The organism is Olivibacter sp. XZL3 (assembly GCF_004368405.1).
GTDB lineage: Bacteria > Bacteroidota > Bacteroidia > Sphingobacteriales > Sphingobacteriaceae > Olivibacter.
Genome location: NZ_SBJH01000026.1, coordinates 26,601 through 48,718, shown reverse-complemented (window position 1 = coordinate 48,718; position 22,118 = coordinate 26,601). Strand labels below are relative to the sequence as shown.

The window sequence follows — 22,118 nt, the reverse complement described above, 5'->3', positions numbered from 1 at the left end:
CATGAGTATTTTGATAAAGCCGGAGGAGCATGGTGTTACCGAACGTTTTTTACGTTATGTGAAGATAGATACACAAAGTGATCCGCACTCTTCCTCTCAACCCTCTACAGAAAAGCAAAAGAATTTGGGGCGACTGTTGGTAGAAGAATTGCTGGCTCTGGGAATCCATGATGCCCACCTTGACGAATTTGGATATGTATACGCAACCGTAGAGGCCAATGTGGAGGATCCAGCGATACCCGTTATCTGTTTTTGTTCGCATATGGACACCTCGCCCGACTGTAGCGGAAAGGATGTAAAACCAATTATTCACAAAAATTACCAGGGCGGGCCGATTGTATTGCCGGACGATCCAACGCAGGTTCTTACCGAAGAAGAGCACCCTGACCTTCGAACACAGCTTGGGAATGATATTATAACAGCGAGTGGCACAACCTTGTTGGGAGCCGATAATAAAGCAGGGCTTGCTGCCATTATGGATGCAGTTGCTTTACTGACTAAACATCCGGAAATAAAACATGGCAAAATAAGAATTTTGTTTACCCCAGACGAAGAAATAGGCCGGGGCGTGGATAAAGTGAATATAGAGAAACTTGGCGCCGATTTTGGCTACACTGTTGACGGTGAAACTGCCGGCTCCATTGAGGACGAAACCTTCTCTGCGGACGAGGCAGTTCTGACTATCAACGGAATAAGTGCTCATCCTGGCTTCGCCAAAGGGAAAATGCAAAGTGCCATAAAGATCGCTGCGGAGATTATCAATGCGCTACCAAAAGACCGACTTTCTCCAGAGACAACGAGCCACAAAGAGGGCTTCATTCATCCTGTTTCAATATCAGGTACCGTGGAGCAGGCTAAGGTGGAGTTCATAATCCGCGACTTCAATGATAAACAGCTTGCTATGCATGCGCAGGTCTTGGAAGATATTGCAAAGACGGTGGTGGAACGACATGCTGGATGTTCTTATCAGTTAGCTATTCATGAACAATATCGTAATATGAAGCAGGTGCTGGACGAATTTCCGGCAATTATAAACATTGGACTGGAGGCGATCCGATTGGCCGGTCTGAATCCGATCAGGAGGAGTATCAGAGGAGGTACCGATGGGTCTCGACTTTCGTTTATGGGTCTCCCTTGTCCGAACATATTCGCCGGAGAACATGCTTTTCATGGCAAACACGAATGGGTATCCGTACAAGACATGCAAAAGGCAGCGCTGACTATTATCCATATTGCTCATCTTTGGACAAAAAAGGAGGCACCTAATTGAGAGCGGTATTACAACGTGTAAGTTATGCTTCCTGTAAAGTATCCGGAAAAATTACCGGAGAGATACAGCAAGGGCTATTGGTCTTATTGGGAGTCGAAGAAGCCGACGAGATGGAGGACCTAACCTGGTTAGCGCAAAAGATTGTAAATATGCGGATTTTCGGAGACGATAATGGCTTGATGAACAAATCACTGATGGATGTCAACGGTGATATTCTCCTTATATCGCAATTTACCCTTTTTGCACAGACTAAAAAAGGCAACAGACCTTCTTTTATTCGGGCGGCAAAACCCCCGCAAGCTATTCCGATTTATGAGCGTATGATAGGCGAGTTGCAAAAGCTGACGGGCAAACCTGTTGCTACCGGAATTTTTGGCGCTGACATGAAAATTGAACTACTTAACGATGGGCCTGTAACTATTGTAATGAACACAAAGGATAAAGACAACTATTAACCTGCGTTTAATCTCAATTCTGAGCTCCTAAAGAATCATCGAACTCAGGCGATTAATAACCAAAGGTTTTATTTTACATAAAGATAATGACGATAAAGGAAGCACAAGAAGTAGTTGACCATTGGATCCAAACCAAGGGCATTCGTTATTTTAATGAACTCACTAACACCGCCATGTTAATGGAAGAAGTGGGTGAGGTGGCTCGCATTATGGCGCGGCAATATGGCGAACAATCCTTCAAGGAATCGGATAAGGAAGTGAACTTAGCAGACGAAATGGCAGATGTTCTTTTCGTTCTGATTTGCTTGGCCAATCAGACGGGTATCGACTTAACCGATGCCCTTGAAAAGAATCTTCATAAAAAGTCCATCCGCGATGGCGAACGGCACAAAAACAACGAAAAGCTGAACAGGCCTTAATCCAGTTTGGCAATCATAACCGGTTGGTTTCCGTTTTTAAACAAAGCCGCTGCTTGCCTGCTTTTTAGGCCGGTTTGGCATAAAAAAATGATCGGCTGGCCGCCATCTATTTCCGCCATGCGTTGCGGTAACTCGTAGAGCGGAATGTTTATTCCGCCGATATTTTTTTCTTCAAATTCCCAATCTTCCCTCACGTCTACAAGTAATGTACCTGGGTTTAAGCGTTGATTGATCAAAGCTTCGCGACCGGACATAATGCTTTGGTGCTTGTTTAAGGTGGTAATTTCCTTGTTCTTTAGGTCACGATTAAAGGAGATTGTTTGATAAAGATTTTTCTGGATATCAATTGTTAACAATTTGCCGCTTAGTGGATTTCCATAATCGGTAATAATTTTTATCACTTCATTTGCCATAAAGAGCCCGATGATACCGGGTAGTACATTGAGTATTCCATTAATAGAACAGCTGTGGCAATATTCCGGTTCAGGTGAATCCGGATAAAGGCAGCGGTAGGTTGGGCCCTCCTTGTAGTTAAACACAGAAACCTGTCCGGTATAGTCGTTTACCGCTCCTGAAACGAATGCTTTGTCGGCAATGACACAAGCATCGTTCACCAGATACCGCGTACTGAAGTTATCACTACCGTCTACCACGAGATCATATGAAGATATGATGTCTAAAGCGTTTTCTGCGGTCAGGCTAAACGGGTAGGAAGTCAGTTGGATAGCGGGCTGTAATTGCTTTATTTTATTTACAACTACCGCTACTTTCGGAAGGCCGATATCTTCTCTGCTAAAAAGAATCTGCCGATGCAGGTTGTGTAGGGCAACCACGTCCCCATCAATAACTCCGATATGTCCTATTCCTGCTGTAGCGAGGTACTGTAAGATGGGGCAACCTAGTCCTCCCGCCCCTATAACCAATACCTTTGCTTGGCTAAGTTTCTGTTGAGCGATCTCGCCAAAACCTGTCAACTTTATTTGTCGGTCGTAATATGCTCTATCCATCAGCGTCCTTTTAAATAAAAAGTCATTTGATTTGCAGCGAATGATCCCAATCTTTCCAAACGGGGTCGTATCCTGCTTGTTTTATAACGGCGGCTATTTCTGCAGGGCTTCTTGCATCGTCAATTTCGAACTGTTCCAAGCTCTGAGGCTCAACGGCATAACCGCCAGGATTTGTTTTAGAACCGGCACTCATGGACGTGACACCTAACTTAATAATATTATCCCGGAATTTCTGATTTTCACGGGTCGACAGGGAAAGTTCGACGTCTCTATTAAATAGGCGCCAGGCGCAGATGAGTTGCACAAGTTCTGCGTCGGTGATAACGGTCTTCGGCTCCAGTCCCCCTGCATGAGGGCGAAGTCGCGGAAAAGAAACAGAAAATCGGCTCTTCCAATAGGTTCGCTCCAAGTATTGGAGGTGAAGGGCGGCAAAAGCGCTGTCGGTCCGCCAATCGTCGAGGCCCAATAACACGCCGATCCCTATTTTATGAATTTCAGCACGCCCGATTCTATCCGGTGTTTCTAAGCGGTATTTAAAGTTTGATTTTTTTCCCTTGGTATGGTGTGTTTTATAATCGGCTTGGTGGTATGTTTCCTGATAAACCAGAATGGTATTAACACCCAGCTGGTGCAAATCCCGGTAGTCGCACTCATCAAGCGGCTGTACTTCCATGGCAATATGAGCAAAATGGGGTTTAATCAAAGGCAGAACTTTTCTGAAATAGTCCATTCCCACCTGTTGTTGTGCTTCACCCGTTACCAGAAGGACATGTTGGTAGCCCATTTCCTTCAGTACAGCAATTTCCTGTAAAATTTCCACTGAAGTAAGTGTCTTTCTTGGTATTTTATTGTCCAGGCTAAAACCGCAATAAGTACAGATGTTCTGGCATTCATTCGAAAGGTACAGCGGAGCATAAAGTTGTATTGTCTTACCGAAACGTTGTTGTGTTTCTTTTTGGCTCAAAAGAGCCATTTGCTCTAACAACGGACGCGCCGCAGGCGAGATTAAGGCTTTAAAATCTTCATAAGTGCGATGTGTCGCAGCCAAGGCCCTTTCGGCCTCCAGTTGCGTTTTGCTATAAATAGACGCCTTTTCGGCCTCCCAGTTGAATTGGTTAAAGTAGGTAGTAAACATTACGTATTCATTAAAAAAGAGGTGAGTGGGCTAGATGCCTGTGCCTGTTGTCCGGCAGCAGCCATTCCTGCTTCATAAGCTCGGCGTCCCGCGCGAACAGCTTCTTTAAAGGCAATAGCTATGTTAATCGGGTCGGGCGCTACCGCAATAGCGGTATTTACCAGTACGGCGTCCGCCCCTATTTCCATCGCTTGGGCGGCATGGCTTGGCTTACCGATACCGGCGTCGACGATGACCGGTACTTTGGCTTGTTGAATAATCATCTCCAGCATAGACAATGTTTGTAAGCCCTGATTGCTACCGATAGGCGAGCCGAGCGGCATAACGGCAGCAACCCCCACCTCTTCCAGCCGTTTACATAATACGGGATCGGCATGGCAATAGGGTAACACAATGAAGCCCTTTTCCGCTAATTCTTTTGCTGCGTGTAGCGTTTCTATCGGGTCAGGCATCAGATACTTCGGGTCAGGATGAATCTCGAGCTTCACCCAATTTGTTTCCAGCGCTTCTCTAGCAAGTTCAGCAGCATAAACGGCCTCCCTTGCTGTTCGGGCTCCCGAAGTGTTGGGTAATAGGTTAAGCCGGGGATGATCAAGATGTGTAAGTAATGCATCCTGCTTGTCGACGTCGATGCGTTTAAGTGCAACCGTAACCAGCTCTGACTCTGATGCCAGCAAGGCTTCTTCCATGATTGACAAGGAACTGAACTTTCCCGTACCTGTAAATAAACGGGAAGAGAAAGTTTTATCTGCTATCTTTAAGGTATTTGACATGATTGTACTTCTGTTTGTTTTAATAATTCTCGGCAGTCTTTCTCTGGCTGATTACTGTTTGATATCAGTCCCGACACGGCTATGCCCTGAATGCCGGTTTGAAATAAAGGCCCGATATCTTCAAATCGGATTCCTCCAATTGCAATGACAGGGATGGAAATGTTTCGATTAAGGGCCTCTTTTATTATTTGCTGGTAGCCTGCCAAGCCCAAAATCGGACTTAGCTTTTCTTTTGTGCTAGTAAACCGGAAAGGGCCTAGGCCAATATAGTCTATAGGCTGCCCGCTTAAATGTATAATGTCATCCAAGGTATTCGCTGTGCAGCCGATGATTTTTTCCGGACCGAGTAATTCTCTTGCAATACGTGGCGATATGTCTTCTTTTCCTATATGAACACCGTCTGCACCGATTTCTTTTGCAATGTCCACGCGATCGTTTACTACAAACGTACATAAGTGGCGTTTTGCAAGGGCAAGGCATGTCATTGCCTCTTCTCTAAACGCGTCGTCCGTTGCAGATTTCGACCTAAATTGAATCCATTGTATACCACCCGCCGTTGCGGTGTGCACCTGGTCTAGAATCGACCGGCTTGGCGTTGCTTGGGTTATGTAGTGCAAGCGGGCTATGTTTTTTTTAAAATGAACCATGCCTTAGTCTACTATTAACTGTTTTAAATGTATAAAATTAGCTACGGGGCTGCGGGTTTGCCAGAGGTGTCCCAGTACCGCGGCGCCGTCAAAACCTTCTCTTTTTATCCGGCAAATATTTTGGTCTGAAATACCGCCAAGAGCAATAAATTGGCCTTGGCGACATATAGAACCGGCCTTCAATAAATCCGATTCGCTATAGTATCCCGTTTTGGATATGCTCTCGAAAACCGGACTGATAAAAAGTTGCAGACCCGGTCTATCCAAGGCGATCAACTCATCGATTGAATGTGTAGAAGTTGAAATAATCCCACGAGCTTCCTTATGGCGGTTAAGTTCCTGTGCTTTCAGGTGAATGCCGGCAATTTCAAACTCTTCAAACAAAGGTAAATGACAATGGACAATCAAATTAGGATGAAAGGAAAAGTCAATAGTCCGAATAAACTTTCTAACCGATTCGATGTCGGCATTAGGTTTTCTTATGTGTAAGCATTCCAGTCCGAGCTCAAACAATTTGTTAACTATTTGCGACTCGTTTTGAATAAAGCTTTCCGGACTAATGACAATCAACCTCATGCGTTAATTAAGAGTAAAGTTCAAAATTGTTTTTGCGAAATTCTTCCGCTTTTTCGTTTAAACCTTTGTCCAAAGCATCTTCCGGCGCTATACCTTGTTTGGCTGCGAATTGCCTCACATCCTGCGTTATTTTCATGCTGCAGAAGTTCGGGCCACACATACTGCAAAAATGGGCAGTTTTAGCGCCTTCGGCTGGCAGCGTTTCGTCATGATACTCCCTCGCGGTATCTGGGTCGAGCGCGAGGTTGAATTGATCTTCCCACCTGAATTCGAAGCGCGCTTTACTCATCGCATTGTCGCGGTATTGCGCCCCGGGATGGCCTTTTGCAAGGTCTGCGGCATGAGCGGCGATTTTATAAGTGATGACACCGTCTTTTACGTCCTTTTTATTTGGAAGGCCCAAATGCTCCTTCGGTGTTACATAGCATAGCATAGAGGTGCCGAACCAACCGATCATAGCGGCCCCAATGCCTGAGGTAATGTGGTCATATCCAGGAGCGATGTCTGTTGTAAGCGGTCCGAGTGTATAAAAAGGTGCTTCTCCGCATTCCTTTAGCTGTTTATCCATGTTCTCTTTAATGAGATGCATAGGAACATGGCCCGGGCCTTCAATCATCGTCTGTACGTCATGCTTCCAGGCAATTTGAGTCAGTTCACCCAGTGTCTCTAATTCGGCAAATTGTGCGGCGTCATTTGCATCGGCAATGGCTCCAGGGCGTAGGCCATCGCCAAGTGAAAAGCAAACGTCATAAGCTTTCATGATTTCGCATATTTCTTCGAAATGCGTGTATAGGAAGCTCTCTTGGTGATGCGCTAAACACCATTTAGCCATGATGGATCCTCCACGTGAAACAATTCCCGTAGTCCGTTTTGCAGTTAGTGGAATGTAAGGTAAGCGGACTCCGGCGTGAATGGTAAAGTAATCAACCCCTTGTTCCGCCTGCTCAATTAAAGTATCCTTAAAAAGGTCCCAAGTTAATTCTTCCGCTTTCCCGTTTACTTTTTCAAGTGCTTGATAAATAGGGACCGTTCCGATGGGAACTGGCGAATTTCGGATGATCCATTCGCGCGTTTCGTGAATATTCTTACCTGTTGATAAATCCATCACCGTATCGGCTCCCCAGCGAATGGCCCACACCATTTTCTCTACTTCTTCCTCAATGCTGGATGTGACGGCCGAGTTACCAATGTTCGCATTGATCTTGACCAGAAAGTTTCGGCCGATAATCATGGGTTCGGTTTCGGGGTGATTGATATTGCTAGGTAAGACGGCGCGTCCACGAGCAATTTCCGATCGAACAAACTCGGGCGTTATAAAACCTTGATGGGTATGCGCCCCGAAGTTTTGCCCCTTATGTTGTTGCCATAGGCTGTTGTTCTTTTCATAAAGTTGTTCCAGTCGTTGGTTTTCGCGGATCGCTATAAATTCCATTTCAGGTGTAATGAGGCCTTGTTTGGCGTAGTGCATTTGCGACACGTTGGCACCTGCTTTAGCTTTTCTTGGTGCTGCCGAATATTCGAAGCGCAGGTAATCAAGAGAAGAGTTGACGAGTCTGGATTTCCCATATTCCGAGCTAATATCTGCCAGGCGTACGGTATCATTACGCTCTTCAATCCAGGGATTCCGCAATTTGGGTAAGCCTTGTCGAACGTTGATATGTACATCCGGATCGGTATAAGGGCCACTGGTGTCGTAAACCGTAACCGGTTGGTTCTCTTCGGTTATATTGCGAAAGCGATCGGTGGTAGCGCTGAGCGCGATCTCCCGCATCGGTACACGAATATTGTGTAAAGTGCCCGGGACATAGATTTTTTTAGAGTTCGGAAAGGGCGTTCTGCTGATGGTTTGCGCTGAGGGCAGTTTTTCTGTTTTCATCTTGAATGATTTTAAGTTTATCGGTGCTTCTTTTCGTATGAGATTTAACCCCCTTGTGCGGCGGTAATAACGGTTATGCGGTCGCCGGGATGGATTTGGAAAACTTCCCAATCCGACTTGCGGACAACACAGTCGTTTACGGCAATAGCAACTCCTTTTGTTTGCTTTAAGCCATAGCTTTGCAAGGCGGACAAAAGGTTCGGCTCTTTTACGAAGAATGTTTGATGATTGATATTGACTTCCATAATGCAAAAAATTAAATGCTTTAGAAGTCAACCAGAAATGGCTATGAGAAGACTTGTCTACTTTTCCCTTCGCAGGCATTATCCTGAGCAGGTTGTGAGGGTAACTCTCAGCCCCAAAAATGGGACACCCCTAAAGCTTTGATTCAAAGGTATAAAAAAATATTTTTTAAAAGAACCGGCTTCTCTTTATTTTTTTATCAATCTGTAATCCGTGTACATGTTTTTTATAGGGACTTGTAAATGTACCGGACGTTAGCTACCTTGAGATCTCAAAAGCAGCATATGTTGAAAAAACTATTTTTCGTTTTTATACTCAGCGGTTTCTCGTGGAGTGTTTTGGCACAGGAGGATGCCGTTCCGGCTATTAAAAAAGTCTTACAAATGCAAGAAGAGGCATGGAACGCCGGAGACATTAATGCATTTATGGACGGCTACTGGAAAAGCGACAGCTTGCTGTTTGTTGGTAAGGCAGGGCCTATTTATGGTTGGCAGGGTGCGCTGGACAGGTATATCAAAACATATCCCGACAAGGCAAGTATGGGGCGGTTAACGTTTGATCTGTTACGCTTCGACGGCTTGTCGGCAAACAGCTATTTTGTTTTGGGTAAATGGCAGTTAAGAAGAGAGAATGGAGATCTGGGAGGGACCTTTACACTCCTATTTAAAAAAATAGAAGGCAAATGGCTCATCGTAGCCGATCATACCAGCTAAAGCAGCTATGTTTTAAGCCAAGGCTTTCCGGTTAGAACGCCAGCTCCAGCAATACAGGGCAGTGATCTGAATGCACGGCGTCGGCTAAAATAGCAGCTTGTTTGATGTTGTTTTCCAAAGCTAAACTGGCCATATTGTAGTCGATACGCCAACCGAGGTTTTTCGCTCGCGCATTCGCTCGGTAACTCCACCAAGTGTATTGATGCGGTTCCGGATGAAAGTGTCGGAACGTGTCAATATAGCCGCTGTTGATAAAGCTTTCCATCCACATGCGCTCTTCCGGCAAAAAGCCGGAGCTTTTAGCATTCGATTTAGGATTATGAATGTCTATCGCTCGATGACAAATATTGTAGTCGCCAGAAATAACAAGGTTGGGATATTCAGTCAGCAGCCTGTCACTATACCGGCGAAAGTCGTCTAAGAATTGGTATTTAAAATCTTGTCGCGCATCCCCGCTCGAGCCAGAAGGAAAATAAGCGCTTATAACAGACAATTCATCAAAGTCGGCACGAATAATCCTGCCTTCCCGATCGTAAGCTTCGATGCCGCAGCCATACTCTACATGGTTCGGACTGCGCTTCGTTAATATCGCTGTTCCACTGTAGCCCTTCTTTTCTGCCGGAAACCAATAGTGTTCATAGCCAAGCGATTCAATGAGCAATAAATCGATTAGTTGATCTGGCGATGCTTTGATTTCCTGAAGACAAATAATATCGGCATTGACGTCTTTTAACCAGTTTATCCAATCCTTACGCATGGCGGCACGAATACCGTTTACATTATAGGTTACTATTTTCATCCTATATAGCTTGTTTTTTGTGGTAATGAAGCCTGGTCGTCTCCTATTTCGCAAAAAGATCTAAAAATCGTCTAAAGATGTTTGGCTTGTAAGGTTGGCCATTCAGTTCGGCTTCGAGCTTTCTTGTGGCCAATGGAGTAAGAATACTCATTTCCATTGAGACGTTTTGAAGAGGGCGATCATTGCTGTCCGTCGGAAGCGTGGCAATACTGTCAATTAAAGCGATGCCTTTTACCGTTTCTCCAAAAACGGTGTAACTTTGATCTAGAAAAGGCGTACCGCCTACTGTTTCATATATTGTGCGCTGATAAGCCGGTATTTTTCTACCCCCCAGTTTCAGTTGCTCCAAGCGGTCCAAATCTTTAGCGGTATAGGTTTTACCTTGAACCAAGTAAAATTGCGCAGCACTAGATGATTTTTCCGGATTGTTATCCCGGGCGGCCGCTAATGCACCTTTTTTATGAAAAAGGCTATCATTGAATTCAGCCGGAATTTTATAATCTAAATCGCCTTCACCAAGGAGTGCGTCCGGTGAAGCGTTTTTCGAGTCCGGGTCGCCTCCCTGGATCATGAAATCTTTTATTACACGATGAAAAAGAGTGCCATTATAGAAACCCTCTTTTACCAGCTTAATGAAATTGTCTCGATGTTGGGGTGTTTCGTTATAGAGCCGTACAATGCAGGCGGTATCATTTACTGAAATACGAACATAGGTGTATGGCGACTTCGCTGCGAAAGTAAGTAAGCTGAGCAATGATAAGGATAAGAAAAGAGATATTTTCTTCATGGTAGGAACGCTGGTCAATTATAATAAATTTCTATTTGTTGTGGAATTCGGTATATGTTCTTCAAAATAGTCGATAATAAGCGACTTTAAAATGAGCTCCTGTTCTAATAACGTATAGTTAGGAATCGATTTAACCAATTTCCAATGTGGCCATCCTTCCTGGTCGCTACCCTCCAGTTCATAAAAACCCATTTCGCTAAACAACCGACACGTTGCAATGTGCATAAGCTCTTCCTTCTCCCGTTTAGAGAACTTCTGCGGTCCCTTCCCCAGCTCTTGCACCCCAATTAAAAACAAAAACACCTTTATATCGGGTGTCTCCGTGTCGAAATGGGTCGCAGTAAATTTCTGCAGTTCACGCCAGCGGCTATTTATTTCTGATGCATTCATGCTTACAAAGATAATATATCGTGCGGTAGGTACGAAGAATAAAGCAAAACAGACAAAAGCTTCAATGTGTGAATAAAAATCCACACATTGTGGCGGCGATGCTGTGGCAACTGGAAGTGGAATGGCCGTGAAAGGCACCCTAGCGCGTTTTTATTTTCTGGCACGTTATTTCTATAGAGGTGTATGAATCGGTTAGGGTAAGACGGAACAACAAGGCCCTTAATGCTAACCATCAAATAGTTCTTAAGACTTGTCTGCATTGCGACAAGTGGTTAAAAAATGAAAGCGTAAATGGATGAATCCTATAAAAGGATGAATCGATATAAAGAAATTACTTCGTTTTAATGAGGATAAGCGTTAAAGCGGAGTTGAAGGTAACGGTAAAGTACTTTAGAAGTATGTACTGTTTGTTTTAGTATCTGACGGAAAGGCTGCCAAAATCTTGGTGGCCTTTTTTTATATCGGTATCTTTGTATAAAAGGTTAAGGTTGTTAACAGTTTACGGCTATGAACGACATAAGGGACAAAGCAGATATTGAAAGATTAGTTCGCTTATTTTATGAACGAGCCACAAAAGATGCGGTAATCGGTCATTATTTCACAACGGTGGTATCCATAAACTGGGAGGAGCATATTCCTACCATTGTGTCGTTCTGGGGCAATATCCTTTTTCAAACCGGCGAGTATAAAGGCGGAATGCTTTTTAAGCATATGAACTTGCACTTTTTAGATTCGTTTAAGCCAGTACATTTTGAGAGATGGCTCCGCATTTGGGAAGATACGGTAGATGAACTCTTTGTTGGGGAAAAGGCCGACGAAGCCAAATTCAGAGCGAACAGCATCGCTGTCATTATGCAGAATAAACTTAGGGTATATCCGGTTGCGAAAAAATAAAAGGTGTTTGCTTTTGGGAGCAAACACCTTTTTACGTACCGCCTCGGCTAGAAGAGCCTATAGCCGATACCGATGGTCCACAAATTAATTTTTTGCGATCTAGCCCCGTCTTTTGTTAGACTGCTCAAGCCATGTTCGTAACGTAAATCTGCTCGAAGCCGCATAATGTCCACACCAACACCGCCGGTTAATGCGATTGCCTGATCTTTATAAGCGCCTGTGTTTCCTACCTGGCCCAGGCGGTCGAATACAGAATTGTCCTTATCAATTAAAAAAGAAATAACCGGACCGACCTGTATGCGTGCGGCAATTGGGCCTAATCCGATTCTTGTTCCCAATAATAGCGGCAAGTCTAAACTGGTGAAATCCATTTTTACTTCAGCATCTGTTTCGTTTACGGTGGCTTTGGCATTTTTGCCCGTTACATAAAGCTCTGGTTGAAAATGAAAGCCGGCGCCGCCGATACGCGCCCATAGGCCTGCCTGATAACCTGTACGACTGCTTCCGTCCAGCCAGTTATCATTTGTTTTCAACGAAGAAAAGTTTAGGCCACCCTTAATACCGAGTTGAAAAGTGGGAAGTAATTGCGCCGACGCGGTTGCAAGTGTACTAATCAGTATACAAATAGATAAAAGTGTTTTTTTCATGTTAATACGTGTTTTAATTGTTAATAGCATATACGGTAAAGTTTAGCACCTATTTTGCGGTACCGATCGAGGTTCCGCAAATTTCGAGCCTAAAATAGTAGTAACGGATTACGGTAAGAGGCATATTTTAGGGTTCCCTGTTTGATTTAGTAAAATTTTGTTTTTAAGTTTGTTTAAAACCGGATATATGATGTCTTTTACTTTAACGGAAGCTGACTGGAAGGTTCTCAAGGAGAAGGTCAAGCGAAAATACAATCATCTTACTGACGAAGATTTGGCCTATCAGGCCGGGCAGGAGCAAGAGCTGGTCAACAGACTATCGATACGCGTTAAAAGAAAGCCGGAGTATGTTTTGTTTACCTTGCAGAAGGGATTAGCAAATCTGTCGGGTAACAGACTTTAGTGGATATCCAGCATTTCCATTTTCGCCCTTAGTCCATACCGATCGTTTATGGAAGTGAGGGGGCAGCCAATGAGCGTCACTAAAGCGTGTTTTTCCATCCATAAAAATAGGCTGATGAATAGATTAATAAAAGGTAACCGAATGGTAAAGCTATTTATAGGGTTAGTTGTAGGCACCTTATTCACCGCTTTTACCTTTGTAAAGGACGATTTTTTCGAAATCGGGAAAAATTTAGAGATATTTTCTGCGCTTTATCGGCAAGTTAGCCTGACTTATGTAGACGATGTAAACCCGAATCAGTTGATAAAAAAGGGGATAAACGCGATGCTGGAAGAGCTAGACCCGTACACCGAGTTCGTTCCGGAGTCCGAAATAGCCGAGTTCCGTCTTCGGTATGTCGACACGAAGTATGCCGGATTAGGTGCCCGAATTGTGGCACGGGATAATAAGCGGGTCCAAATTGCAGAGCTGTTCGAAGGGTACCCGGCCCATAAGGCCGGCCTGGAAGTTGGAGACGAAATTTTGCGCATTGATGGTGTTTCCGTTCATGGTATGGATGCTGCGGAGGTCAGTCGGCTCTTAAAAGGAGAAGAAGGCGAAGTGGTTGAGCTGCTTGTAAAAAAGGGTATAGCAGGAAAAGAGGAGGCGATAAGAGCGGTGCGTCAGAATATTACACAGCCCAATGTCAGTTATTCCGCAAGGTTGTCCGGAAATATTGGCTACGTAAAACTGGATAAGTTTCTAACTGGGGCGGCGGGCGAGGTGCGTAAAGCGATGCTCGACATGAATAAAGCAGCGCCTTTGGAAGGCTTTGTGTTGGATTTAAGAGATAACGGCGGCGGGATATTACAAGAGTCGGTAAAGGTCCTGAACCTTTTTGTTAAGCAAGGGCAAGAAGTCGTGTCCCAACAAGGCAGGCATGAAGATAATAAAGGCTTTGCTTACGTCACCAAGCAAGTTCCGGTAGCGCCCGATCTGCCACTGGTGGTGTTAATAAACGAGCGCTCAGCTTCGGCATCTGAGATTGTAGCCGGCGCTTTGCAGGACTTGGACCGTGCGGTTATAATAGGAAATAAGAGTTTCGGCAAAGGGCTTGTACAGCAAACCTATCGGCTTCCCTATAACAATATGGTGAAAGTCACCGTAGCAAAATATTATACGCCCTCGGGCCGGTGCATCCAGGCAGTTGACTACACCCACAAAGATGCTAACGGTAAAGCGATAAGGATTAACGATAGTTTGATGGCCGAGTTCAGTACACGGAATGGTAGAAAAGTGTTTAGTGGAAACGGTATTTTTCCTGATATCGAGATAAATGAGGTAAAAAGGAGTGCTATTATACGTGCGTTAAAGGGCAAATTTTTAATTTCGGACTACGCGACCCGTTATTTTCACGAGCACGGTTTAGTGAAAAATCTTTCCTCCTTTCACTTGTCGGATGAAGACTATAACGATTTTCTGCGTTATTTGTCGACCCATAACTTCAGCTATAGCAGTCCAGCAGAAAAAGCGCTTCGGAATCTCGGATCAGCATTAGAAGAAGAAGGCCACGGCGGGGAAGCTGCCGATGTACTAAAGCTGCTTGACGAAAAGATATCGGGATTCAAAGATAGAGAGCTCAGGCTATATAAAGACGATATAAAGGCACAGTTGGAGGAAGAGATTGCATCGCGGTATTACTTTCAAAAAGGGAGATACCGTGTGGCCTTGGCTAGGGATGAAGCCGTTGGAAGGGCAAAACAGATCTTAACCGTTGAGAACAAGTTAGTTTATAACGATGTACTGGCTGGAAAAGGGAGTTATCACATTATTGGAAAGCCTAAGCTTCACTTAGCGTCAGCCGACGAGCTCGAATAGAAAAGGGATTTTCGCTAGCTATACTTTTCGCCGATGCGTTTGAAGAATGATTCCCGGTACGTATCCCCTATTGGGATAAGCTTTTCTTTTAATGAAATCCTGCCACGCTCTATGCTTTCTATTTTCTCGAGAGCAACAATGTACGATTTATGGACACGGATAAATCGTTCTTCAGGGAGTGTTTCCTCCATCCTTTTCATATTTTGGAGGGTAATAATCCTTTCATTCGAGGTATAAATGGAGATATAGTCTTTCAGTCCTTCAATATAGTAGACGTCATCGTAGTCAATTCGCTGAATCTTATGCTCAGTTTTTACAAAAATGAACTCATTATTTTTATTGTGGTTCTGTAACTCGGCTTGCTGGTTTTTTTGAAAGTGGTTCTTTTGGTTGGTCACTTTCTGAATAGATCGGTAAAACCTGTCGAAAGCGATTGGTTTTAACAGGTAATCAGTAACGTTCAGTTCATAGCCTTCAAGGGCGTATTGAGGATAAGCGGTGGTGAGAATGACGTCGCATTTTCCGTTAATAATCTTCAAAAACTGGATACCGGTTAGTTCGGGCATTTGTATGTCTAGAAAGACTAAATCGATGACTCCCTGCTGTACCAAGCCTAGGCCTTCGATGGCGCTTGTTGTCGTTGCCGATAAGGTGAGCTCGGGCACTTTCTGAATATAATCCGCTATAATGTCCAATGCCAGGGGTTCATCATCAACTACTAAACATCGTATCATGATTCACAAATTTACTTTTATAAATATACAAATAATTCGCTGCTGTAATAATCTTCGTTATCTTGAATGATAAAGGTGTGCTTATCAGGATAGCCAAGCTCCAGCCTTCTTTTAAGGTTGGTGAGTCCAATTCCCCCGGATTTATCTTTATTCAGTTTGTTTTTCTTGTTCTGCGCCTTAAAGTATAAGCGGCTGTTTAGGACTTCAACAGTAATGCGGATAGGATGCTCCTTGTCGGTAGCCACGCCATGTTTAAAAACGTTTTCCAAAAAGGAGATCACAAGCAGTGGCATGATGCGGTGTTGGTAATTATCGATGTTTATATGAAGATCCAGATACACTTGTTCCTTAACCCGCAGCTTTTGAAGTTCTATGTAGTTTTCAAGATAGTTCACCTCGTCTTCTAATAATACTTTTTCGTCGTTGCTCTCATACAGCATGTAGCGCATAATCTCAGATAGCCTTAAAATTGCTTCGGGCGCTTTATCTGATTTCTGGTAAGCGAGTGAATAAATGTTATTAAGTGAATTAAAAAGAAAATGTGGATTGATCTGGGTCTTTAAGAAAGCGAGTTCCGCGTTTAGCTTCTCTGTTTCTAAGGTCTTCCTTGCCTGCTCCATTTGATAAGAATTGGTGGCCAGTCTAAAGGCATAGCCCAGTAACATAAAAAACAAGGTAATAATAGTAGCAGAGGTGAAATACTCCTCTTTACTCAAGGTCCGCTCGAGATGATCCCCATAGCGCATAAGAATGGGCTCGTTATAGACTGCTATTGTTAATTTGATAAAGGAGCTGGCGAGTAGGCAGCATATAGAAATAATGGTGCCCGACAAATAACGCTTATCTCCAATGAAGTATGGAGCGATGAAAAAGTAAGTGAGATAGAAAACGCCTACATTAAATACGGTAAATAGGAGATAAAAGAGTAGGTGAGGAACACTGCTTTTGTTGTCATTGGTTAAAAACAATAGAGTGGCTAAAGCAAGCCAAACCAAGATGTGATAAAGAATATGGCTTTTTTTCATTGATGCCGCTTGTTCCTGTTTCTAGTTGTTAAGTACGGTACTATGGTTGTTTAATATAGCAAATATATCCTTTCTATAACACTTTTAGCGTTTTGATAGACAAACAGCCCGGGCTGAGCGATGAACGCCTTACTATCGGCGACATAGAAAGGTAGCCAGTTGGTCTATAAATATGACGTGTTAGTCTAAAAAACTTTAATAAAATAGAAAACACTCGTTTATTTGTAAAATAATCAAATAAGAGTTAACACGCAAACCCTAGAAATATGAAAAGGCTTTTATCAAATATTTCCCCCTTCTTGTTGTTATTGATTCCTATATTGATAGCGGCCTTGGTGATTTGTGTCCATGTCGACAGGGAAGTGATGGAACCATCGGTTGAGTTAAATGCGTCTTTTTTAAGTATTCCGAAGTATTTAAATGTAAGGATCCTCTTATTCTAGCATTACCGGACAGAAGAGCGCTCCGCCAGAAGGCACAGCCAAGGGGTTTGTGTTCATGATATCTATAGGCCCATTTTTCGATGGGCTTTCTTTTTCTCCACAATAACTAAAAAAATAGTTGCAAAACTAATATATTAGTTTTAATTTTGTGTTATTAATGTTATTCAATATGGAAATCAGGGAATTAACGCGAGCTGAGGAGCAGGTAATGCAAGAGCTCTGGAAGCTGGAAAAAGCTTTTGTGAAAGACATCATTGAGCAGATGGATGAGCCGAAGCCGGCATATAACACCGTCTCTACCATTATTCGCATACTCGAAACCAAAGGCTTTGTCGGGCATGAAAGTTTTGGTAAAAGCTACCGCTATTTTGCGAAAATAAGTAAGGATACTTATAAAGAGTTTGCAGCGGGTAAATTGCTGTCCGGTTACTTCGACAACTCTCCGCGGAGTATGCTTTCTTTTTTCCTTCAAGAGAATAAGTTGAATGTAAAGGAGGCGGACGAGCTATTACGCTTATTGGAGAAAGCGAAGAAGAAATAGAGGGCTAACGATTAAAATACCGATTATGATGAACTATCTGATTATTGCCAACGTTTACCTGATCCTATTTTATGGGTTTTACAGGATTTTCTTATCGCGCGAGACCTTTTTTCAGCTCAATAGAGTCTATCTGGTGGGGATCGCCGTGTTATCTTTTATCCTTCCACTCATTCAGTTGGAATGGCTACAAAATGCCTTTAGATCGTCAACCGTCTTTGTTGCAAGATCGGGTTTGGACTCGGTAACTATTGATATGGAAGCCGACAGAAATCTGCTTAATAGGGCGAGTGGGGTAAGGGTGCCTTTGTGGATTTATGTGTATATAGGAGGGGTGCTAATACAATTTTTGTTGCTTACCGTGAAAATGAAGCGGTTAAGAAAGCGATTGCAGACAAACAATTACGGCGATGCTTATTCTTTCATTCGTACAATTAAGGTGGATACGGAGCAGGAAGGTAGTGCGAAAGTCATGGAGCATGAGCTTGTACACGCAAAGCAACTACACACGTTGGACGTGCTCTATGTCGAGTTGGTTAAGGTTTTCAACTGGTTCAACCCGGTGGTATATTATCTAGCAGATTCCTTGAAATTAACGCACGAGTATATCGCCGATGAAGCGATAAACCGCAGTGATGCAGATAGAATTGCCTATGCCGAATTGTTACTTGGCCGTACCTTCTCGGTATCATCGTCTGTCCTAACCAATAACTTTCTAAATCAATCATTTATAAAAAACAGAATTGTTATGCTTTTAAAAAACAAATCGAAAAGATCGGCCTTACTAAAATATATTTTGGTAGTGCCATTGTTCATTGGGATGCTGATATTTTCATCAGCTAAAGTAAGCGATCAAGTGGCAGATTTAGCACGGCACGATCAGAAAGCAACTAATTTTTATAAGTTAGTGGGATCGAATATACGATATCTGCCGAAGGCTAAAGTAGATGGAGCAGAAGGGATTGTTGATATTGCATTCGAGAAAAAGAATAACTCGATAGAAACCAAGGTTGTAAATAGCTTCGGCTATGAACAGGAAAAGGAAGTCATTCGTGTACTACTACAACCGGATGTGAAGGAAGAGATGCCGACAGGGAAAAATCTTCTTCGTGTGAAGTTTATGCTACAATACGACGAGGGAGACCACCGGAGAGATCGCTCTGGGGCAAAGCCTGATATTGCCCTTGCTAAGCTGGCAGGTTATGCAAACTTGGAAGAACTTATTATCGTCGGTTACGGTTCATCAGCAAGTAGCCAAAAACCTGATGTTCGCTGGCAAGACAGTACTAAGCAAAAGGCGACCGATTTTAATGAACTGGATGTGCAGCCAAGTTTTCCTGGAGGGATGCGGGCCTTTTACAAGTGGATTGGAGAGAATTTCCGCTATTCCACAGAGGCAAAGGAGAAAGGGGTTAACGGGTCGCTTTTATTGTCGTTCGTCATCGAAAAGGACGGTACGCTGAATGACATCGAGGTACTTAAGGATTTAGGCTATGGAACAGGGCAAGCGGCAATTGATTTATTAAAAGGCTCTCCGAAGTGGTCGCCCGGTCAGAAAAATGGTGAGTCTGTCCGCGTTTCCTATAGTCTTCCCATTCAAATAAACCTAAGCAAAGCTGAGCCGAAGGCGGAAAATTCGCGAAGTCTCTAAGGATAAGATAGTATAGAAAGTAAGAAAGCGGTTTCCTCAGAGGGGAAACCGCTTTCTAGTTTAGTTAGTGTAAAACGATTTTATGAATGAGCAGTCTTTTCTTTAAAAAACTTCGCGTTAAAGTACTCTCTGTTCATTCGTGCGATATTTGTCAATTTGATGCCTACCGGGCATTCCGCCTCACAGGCTTTTGTCACGGTACAGGCGCCGAATCCTTCGCGGTCCATTTGCTCAACCATTGCTTGTGCTCTTTGATAGCGCTCAGCTTGGCCTTGAGGTAATAAAGCATATTGTGATATCTTCGCAGACACGAAGAGCATTGCCGAAGCATTTTTACACGCGGCAACACAAGCACCACAACCGATGCAGGTAGCCGATTCAAAAGCCTCGTCCGCGCTTGGTTTTGGAATAGGAATAGCGTTACCATCCGGGACGCCACCGGTATTAACCGATACATATCCGCCCGCTTGCTGAATACGTTCAAAGGCCGTACGGTCAACCGCTAAATCTTTGATAACCGGGAAGGCTGCGGCTCTCCATGGTTCAATAACGATGGTTTGGCCATCGTGGAAGCTGCGCATGTGCAGTTGGCAAGTCGTAGTTCCTTGCTTTGGGCCATGTGGCCGACCGTTGATATGCAGCGAACACATGCCGCAAATACCCTCACGGCAATCGTGGTCAAAATATATAGGGTCTTCGCCTTTTCTTGTTAGGTCTTCGTTTACAACATCAAGCATTTCTAGAAAAGACATATCTGAAGAGATGCCGTTAGCTTGTATGGTAACAAATTTACCTTTTTCGTTTTCATTTTTTTGACGCCAAACTTTTAGCGTTAAATTCATTGTTCTTTCTTCACTCATGATGCTCTATATGGTTTGAGTGGTTAACTATTTATAACTTCTTTGGGTTAACTTCACGTTCTCGAAAACAAGTGGTTCTTTGTGAAGCGTTTCTGGTTGGTTATCACCATTATATTGCCACGCTGCTACGTAAGCAAAATTTTCATCGTCTCGTTTTGCTTCCCCTTCCGGTGTAGCGCTTTCTTCACGGAAGTGTCCTCCGCAAGATTCACTGCGATTCAGTGCGTCATCAACCATAAGTTCCCCGAGTTCTAAGAAATCGGCTACGCGACCGGCCTTTTCCAAAGAAAGGTTTAATTCCTCGTTTTCGCCCAGCACGGTAACATCGCTCCAAAATTCCTTCCGAAGCTCTTGGATCATACCTTTAGCCTTTTTCAATCCTTCTTCATTGCGGGCCATGCCGCAATATTCCCACATAATGTGGCCTAATTTCTTATGGATATCATCAACGGTTTTTGATCCTTTCAAGCTAAGCAACTTGTTGACTTTTCCTTCGACTTCTTTTCGTGTAGCCTCAAATGCCGGATGATTTTTGTCGACCGGAGCAAAACTTCCCAAACTTGTTAGGTAATCACCAACGGTATAAGGAATAACAAAATAACCATCTGCTAGCCCCTGCATTAAGGCCGACGCGCCAAGGCGGTTTGCACCGTGGTCTGAGAAGTTGCATTCGCCTAATGCATATAAGCCTGGGATACTGGTCATTAAGTTATAATCGACCCACAGACCGCCCATTGTGTAATGCACGGCAGGATAGATACGCATAGGTTGTTGGTAAGGATTCTCATCGGTAATTTGATAATACATATCGAATAGATTACCGTATTTAGCACGGACCGTGTCTTCGCCCATACGTTGGATGGCGTCAGCGAAATCAAGGAATACAGCCAGTCCGGTTTTACCTACACCTCTTCCTTCATCGCACATCATCTTTGCATTTCTGGAAGCCACATCGCGCGGAACGAGGTTACCGAAAGATGGATATTTGCGCTCCAAAAAGTAGTCTCTATCGTCTTCTTTGATATCGGAGGGCTTCAATTCCCCTTTTCTAAGTTTTTCTGCTAAATCAACAGTTTTAGGCACCCACACTCTACCATCGTTACGTAAGGACTCCGACATCAAAGTCAATTTAGACTGGTGGTCGCCGGTAACCGGAATACAGGTTGGGTGAATCTGCGTATAACATGGATTGGCGAAGAATGCACCACGCTTATGGGCTCTCCAGGCCGCTGTTACGTTACAACCCATTGCATTGGTAGAAAGGAAGAATACGTTTCCATAGCCACCTGTACATAATAGAACAGCATGTCCTTCATGCGATTCTATTTTGCCCGTTTTCAGGTCGCGGGTAACAATTCCTTTCGCATGTCCGTCGATCATTACGACGTCTAACATTTCATGACGAGTATACGATGTCACTTTGCCAGCGTTAATTTGACGGTTCAGCGCGGAGTAAGCGCCTAATAGAAGCTGTTGTCCCGTTTGGCCCCGTGCGTAGAACGTACGTGATACCTGTGCTCCTCCAAAAGAACGGTTATCTAACAGGCCGCCATATTCGCGAGCAAAAGGAACGCCTTGCGCCACACATTGATCGATAATGTTTACAGACACTTCTGCCAAGCGGTATACGTTTGCTTCGCGCGCACGGTAATCGCCTCCTTTGATGGTGTCATAAAACAGCCGATATACGCTGTCGCCGTCGTTCTGGTAATTTTTTGCGGCATTTATACCTCCCTGTGCAGCAATGGAGTGCGCACGACGAGGGCTGTCCTGATAACAGAACGTTTTTACATTGTAGCCTAGTTCTGCAAGTGATGCAGCCGCGGATGCGCCTGCCAAACCCGTTCCGACAACAATGATCGTAAACTTACGTTTATTGGCCGGGTTAACTAATTTAAGATTGAATTTATGTTTTGACCATTTCTCGGCTAATGGGCCTTCTGGTATTTTAGAATCTAACATCATCTTTATTCTAT

At 43.8% G+C, this 22,118-nt stretch carries 25 protein-coding genes and 1 riboswitch; of the genes, 10 read left to right on the top strand and 15 right to left on the bottom strand.

The window, feature by feature from the left end:
• Position 1: 1 nt before the first annotated feature.
• The 3 genes from pepT to EPX21_RS06895 all read left to right on the top strand — a co-directional run bounded on the left by pepT (position 2) and on the right by EPX21_RS06895 (position 2,144).
• On the top strand, positions 2 to 1,270 hold the full coding sequence (gene pepT, locus EPX21_RS06905; protein WP_134088936.1) for a peptidase T: 1,269 nt from the start codon (positions 2 to 4) through the stop codon (positions 1,268 to 1,270).
• A complete protein-coding gene (gene dtd / locus EPX21_RS06900; protein ID WP_134088935.1) occupies positions 1,267 to 1,725 on the top strand; it encodes a D-aminoacyl-tRNA deacylase in 459 nt (152 codons plus the stop codon). Before pepT ends, dtd begins: the two co-directional genes overlap by 4 nt.
• 86 nt (positions 1,726 to 1,811) lie before the next feature.
• Complete coding sequence (locus tag EPX21_RS06895; protein ID WP_134088934.1) at positions 1,812 to 2,144, top strand: nucleotide pyrophosphohydrolase; 333 nt, start codon at positions 1,812 to 1,814, stop codon at positions 2,142 to 2,144.
• Here the strand turns inward: EPX21_RS06895 and EPX21_RS06890 are convergent.
• From EPX21_RS06890 to thiS, 7 genes are read right to left on the bottom strand one after another with little or no spacing between them, the layout of a single operon-like run.
• A complete protein-coding gene (locus EPX21_RS06890) occupies positions 2,141 to 3,151 on the bottom strand; it encodes a HesA/MoeB/ThiF family protein (protein ID WP_134088933.1) in 1,011 nt (336 codons plus the stop codon). The two genes, EPX21_RS06895 and EPX21_RS06890, sit on opposite strands and share 4 nt — an antisense overlap.
• Before the next feature lie 22 nt (positions 3,152 to 3,173).
• On the bottom strand, positions 3,174 to 4,286 hold the full coding sequence (gene thiH, locus EPX21_RS06885; protein ID WP_134088932.1) for a 2-iminoacetate synthase ThiH: 1,113 nt from the start codon (positions 4,284 to 4,286) through the stop codon (positions 3,174 to 3,176).
• Entirely contained in the window at positions 4,286 to 5,059 is a 774-nt protein-coding gene (locus EPX21_RS06880) for a thiazole synthase (protein WP_134088931.1), read from the bottom strand. The genes thiH and EPX21_RS06880 overlap by 1 nt, the downstream gene beginning before the upstream one ends.
• Positions 5,044 to 5,706 carry a thiamine phosphate synthase gene (locus tag EPX21_RS06875; RefSeq protein WP_134088930.1) on the bottom strand — a complete coding sequence of 221 codons (663 nt, stop codon included), beginning with the start codon at positions 5,704 to 5,706 and terminating at the stop codon, positions 5,044 to 5,046. Before EPX21_RS06875 ends, EPX21_RS06880 begins: the two co-directional genes overlap by 16 nt.
• Before the next feature lie 3 nt (positions 5,707 to 5,709).
• Positions 5,710 to 6,282: a thiamine phosphate synthase gene (locus EPX21_RS06870; RefSeq protein ID WP_134088929.1), complete on the bottom strand. Its 573-nt coding sequence runs from the start codon at positions 6,280 to 6,282 to the stop codon at positions 5,710 to 5,712.
• 7 nt (positions 6,283 to 6,289) lie between these two features.
• Positions 6,290 to 8,158 (bottom strand): phosphomethylpyrimidine synthase ThiC, encoded by a 1,869-nt coding sequence (gene thiC, locus EPX21_RS06865; protein WP_134088928.1) that lies wholly within the window; start codon positions 8,156 to 8,158, stop codon positions 6,290 to 6,292.
• Between the two features lie 44 nt (positions 8,159 to 8,202).
• Positions 8,203 to 8,403 (bottom strand): sulfur carrier protein ThiS, encoded by a 201-nt coding sequence (thiS, locus tag EPX21_RS06860; RefSeq protein ID WP_134088927.1) that lies wholly within the window; start codon positions 8,401 to 8,403, stop codon positions 8,203 to 8,205.
• 47 nt (positions 8,404 to 8,450) lie between these two features.
• Positions 8,451 to 8,545: riboswitch (TPP riboswitch) on the bottom strand.
• Between the two features lie 140 nt (positions 8,546 to 8,685).
• Here thiS and EPX21_RS06855 point away from each other — a divergent pair.
• Positions 8,686 to 9,114: a DUF4440 domain-containing protein gene (locus EPX21_RS06855; protein ID WP_134088926.1), complete on the top strand. Its 429-nt coding sequence runs from the start codon at positions 8,686 to 8,688 to the stop codon at positions 9,112 to 9,114.
• A gap of 31 nt (positions 9,115 to 9,145) precedes the next feature.
• Here EPX21_RS06855 and EPX21_RS06850 read toward each other — a convergent pair whose 3' ends face one another.
• The 3 genes from EPX21_RS06850 to EPX21_RS06840 are packed head-to-tail and all read right to left on the bottom strand — an operon-like array spanning position 9,146 to position 11,090.
• Positions 9,146 to 9,913, bottom strand: coding sequence for an exodeoxyribonuclease III (locus EPX21_RS06850; RefSeq protein ID WP_134088925.1), 768 nt, complete (start codon positions 9,911 to 9,913; stop codon positions 9,146 to 9,148).
• Between the two features lie 43 nt (positions 9,914 to 9,956).
• Positions 9,957 to 10,700 (bottom strand): peptidylprolyl isomerase, encoded by a 744-nt coding sequence (locus EPX21_RS06845; protein ID WP_134088924.1) that lies wholly within the window; start codon positions 10,698 to 10,700, stop codon positions 9,957 to 9,959.
• 18 nt (positions 10,701 to 10,718) lie between these two features.
• Entirely contained in the window at positions 10,719 to 11,090 is a 372-nt protein-coding gene (locus EPX21_RS06840; protein ID WP_134088923.1) for a hypothetical protein, read from the bottom strand.
• A gap of 507 nt (positions 11,091 to 11,597) precedes the next feature.
• Here EPX21_RS06840 and EPX21_RS06835 point away from each other — a divergent pair.
• Positions 11,598 to 11,984: a group III truncated hemoglobin gene (locus EPX21_RS06835; RefSeq protein WP_134088922.1), complete on the top strand. Its 387-nt coding sequence runs from the start codon at positions 11,598 to 11,600 to the stop codon at positions 11,982 to 11,984.
• A gap of 47 nt (positions 11,985 to 12,031) precedes the next feature.
• Here the strand turns inward: EPX21_RS06835 and EPX21_RS06830 are convergent, their stop codons facing one another.
• Positions 12,032 to 12,631: a porin family protein gene (locus tag EPX21_RS06830; RefSeq protein WP_166670705.1), complete on the bottom strand. Its 600-nt coding sequence runs from the start codon at positions 12,629 to 12,631 to the stop codon at positions 12,032 to 12,034.
• Between the two features lie 187 nt (positions 12,632 to 12,818).
• Between EPX21_RS06830 and EPX21_RS06825 the strand changes: the two genes are divergently transcribed.
• The gene (locus EPX21_RS06825) at positions 12,819 to 13,034 is read left to right on the top strand and encodes a hypothetical protein (RefSeq protein WP_134088920.1); all 216 of its coding nucleotides are present in this window, start codon (positions 12,819 to 12,821) and stop codon (positions 13,032 to 13,034) included.
• A 114-nt stretch (positions 13,035 to 13,148) separates the two neighbouring features.
• A complete protein-coding gene (locus tag EPX21_RS06820; protein WP_166670704.1) occupies positions 13,149 to 14,891 on the top strand; it encodes a S41 family peptidase in 1,743 nt (580 codons plus the stop codon).
• 14 nt (positions 14,892 to 14,905) lie between these two features.
• On the opposite strand, the gene EPX21_RS06815 is transcribed toward EPX21_RS06820, so the two are convergent.
• Positions 14,906 to 15,625 (bottom strand): LytTR family DNA-binding domain-containing protein, encoded by a 720-nt coding sequence (locus EPX21_RS06815; protein ID WP_134088918.1) that lies wholly within the window; start codon positions 15,623 to 15,625, stop codon positions 14,906 to 14,908.
• 17 nt (positions 15,626 to 15,642) lie between these two features.
• On the bottom strand, positions 15,643 to 16,650 hold the full coding sequence (locus EPX21_RS06810) for a sensor histidine kinase (RefSeq protein ID WP_134088917.1): 1,008 nt from the start codon (positions 16,648 to 16,650) through the stop codon (positions 15,643 to 15,645).
• A 266-nt stretch (positions 16,651 to 16,916) separates the two neighbouring features.
• Between EPX21_RS06810 and EPX21_RS22630 the strand changes: the two genes are divergently transcribed.
• The 3 genes from EPX21_RS22630 to EPX21_RS06800 all read left to right on the top strand — a co-directional run bounded on the left by EPX21_RS22630 (position 16,917) and on the right by EPX21_RS06800 (position 19,282).
• Positions 16,917 to 17,093 carry a hypothetical protein gene (locus EPX21_RS22630; RefSeq protein WP_166670703.1) on the top strand — a complete coding sequence of 59 codons (177 nt, stop codon included), beginning with the start codon at positions 16,917 to 16,919 and terminating at the stop codon, positions 17,091 to 17,093.
• 169 nt (positions 17,094 to 17,262) lie between these two features.
• Positions 17,263 to 17,634 carry a BlaI/MecI/CopY family transcriptional regulator gene (locus tag EPX21_RS06805; protein ID WP_134088916.1) on the top strand — a complete coding sequence of 124 codons (372 nt, stop codon included), beginning with the start codon at positions 17,263 to 17,265 and terminating at the stop codon, positions 17,632 to 17,634.
• Positions 17,635 to 17,659: 25 nt separating this feature from the next.
• Positions 17,660 to 19,282, top strand: coding sequence for an energy transducer TonB (locus tag EPX21_RS06800; RefSeq protein WP_134088915.1), 1,623 nt, complete (start codon positions 17,660 to 17,662; stop codon positions 19,280 to 19,282).
• An 80-nt stretch (positions 19,283 to 19,362) separates the two neighbouring features.
• Here the strand turns inward: EPX21_RS06800 and EPX21_RS06795 are convergent, their stop codons facing one another.
• Together EPX21_RS06795 and EPX21_RS06790 are read right to left on the bottom strand one after the other, a co-directional pair.
• On the bottom strand, positions 19,363 to 20,124 hold the full coding sequence (locus EPX21_RS06795) for a succinate dehydrogenase/fumarate reductase iron-sulfur subunit (protein ID WP_134089020.1): 762 nt from the start codon (positions 20,122 to 20,124) through the stop codon (positions 19,363 to 19,365).
• A gap of 45 nt (positions 20,125 to 20,169) precedes the next feature.
• Complete coding sequence (locus EPX21_RS06790; RefSeq protein ID WP_134088914.1) at positions 20,170 to 22,107, bottom strand: fumarate reductase/succinate dehydrogenase flavoprotein subunit; 1,938 nt, start codon at positions 22,105 to 22,107, stop codon at positions 20,170 to 20,172.
• Positions 22,108 to 22,118 lie beyond the last annotated feature (11 nt).

Excerpts from the sequence above, each read along its gene's own strand:
- pepT (WP_134088936.1), top strand. The coding sequence starts at position 2 with ATGAGTATTTTGATAAAGCCGGAGGAGCATGGTGTTACCGAACGTTTT.
- EPX21_RS06895 (WP_134088934.1), top strand. The coding sequence starts at position 1,812 with ATGACGATAAAGGAAGCACAAGAAGTAGTTGACCATTGGATCCAAACC.
- EPX21_RS06890 (WP_134088933.1), bottom strand. The coding sequence starts at position 3,151 with ATGGATAGAGCATATTACGACCGACAAATAAAGTTGACAGGTTTTGGC.
- thiH (WP_134088932.1), bottom strand. The coding sequence starts at position 4,286 with ATGTTTACTACCTACTTTAACCAATTCAACTGGGAGGCCGAAAAGGCG.
- EPX21_RS06880 (WP_134088931.1), bottom strand. The coding sequence starts at position 5,059 with ATGTCAAATACCTTAAAGATAGCAGATAAAACTTTCTCTTCCCGTTTA.
- EPX21_RS06875 (WP_134088930.1), bottom strand. The coding sequence starts at position 5,706 with ATGGTTCATTTTAAAAAAAACATAGCCCGCTTGCACTACATAACCCAA.
- EPX21_RS06870 (WP_134088929.1), bottom strand. The coding sequence starts at position 6,282 with ATGAGGTTGATTGTCATTAGTCCGGAAAGCTTTATTCAAAACGAGTCG.
- thiC (WP_134088928.1), bottom strand. The coding sequence starts at position 8,158 with ATGAAAACAGAAAAACTGCCCTCAGCGCAAACCATCAGCAGAACGCCC.
- thiS (WP_134088927.1), bottom strand. The coding sequence starts at position 8,403 with ATGGAAGTCAATATCAATCATCAAACATTCTTCGTAAAAGAGCCGAAC.
- EPX21_RS06855 (WP_134088926.1), top strand. The coding sequence starts at position 8,686 with ATGTTGAAAAAACTATTTTTCGTTTTTATACTCAGCGGTTTCTCGTGG.
- EPX21_RS06850 (WP_134088925.1), bottom strand. The coding sequence starts at position 9,913 with ATGAAAATAGTAACCTATAATGTAAACGGTATTCGTGCCGCCATGCGT.
- EPX21_RS06845 (WP_134088924.1), bottom strand. The coding sequence starts at position 10,700 with ATGAAGAAAATATCTCTTTTCTTATCCTTATCATTGCTCAGCTTACTT.
- EPX21_RS06840 (WP_134088923.1), bottom strand. The coding sequence starts at position 11,090 with ATGAATGCATCAGAAATAAATAGCCGCTGGCGTGAACTGCAGAAATTT.
- EPX21_RS06835 (WP_134088922.1), top strand. The coding sequence starts at position 11,598 with ATGAACGACATAAGGGACAAAGCAGATATTGAAAGATTAGTTCGCTTA.
- EPX21_RS06830 (WP_166670705.1), bottom strand. The coding sequence starts at position 12,631 with ATGAAAAAAACACTTTTATCTATTTGTATACTGATTAGTACACTTGCA.
- EPX21_RS06825 (WP_134088920.1), top strand. The coding sequence starts at position 12,819 with ATGATGTCTTTTACTTTAACGGAAGCTGACTGGAAGGTTCTCAAGGAG.
- EPX21_RS06820 (WP_166670704.1), top strand. The coding sequence starts at position 13,149 with ATGAATAGATTAATAAAAGGTAACCGAATGGTAAAGCTATTTATAGGG.
- EPX21_RS06815 (WP_134088918.1), bottom strand. The coding sequence starts at position 15,625 with ATGATACGATGTTTAGTAGTTGATGATGAACCCCTGGCATTGGACATT.
- EPX21_RS06810 (WP_134088917.1), bottom strand. The coding sequence starts at position 16,650 with ATGAAAAAAAGCCATATTCTTTATCACATCTTGGTTTGGCTTGCTTTA.
- EPX21_RS22630 (WP_166670703.1), top strand. The coding sequence starts at position 16,917 with ATGAAAAGGCTTTTATCAAATATTTCCCCCTTCTTGTTGTTATTGATT.
- EPX21_RS06805 (WP_134088916.1), top strand. The coding sequence starts at position 17,263 with ATGGAAATCAGGGAATTAACGCGAGCTGAGGAGCAGGTAATGCAAGAG.
- EPX21_RS06800 (WP_134088915.1), top strand. The coding sequence starts at position 17,660 with ATGATGAACTATCTGATTATTGCCAACGTTTACCTGATCCTATTTTAT.
- EPX21_RS06795 (WP_134089020.1), bottom strand. The coding sequence starts at position 20,124 with ATGAATTTAACGCTAAAAGTTTGGCGTCAAAAAAATGAAAACGAAAAA.
- EPX21_RS06790 (WP_134088914.1), bottom strand. The coding sequence starts at position 22,107 with ATGATGTTAGATTCTAAAATACCAGAAGGCCCATTAGCCGAGAAATGG.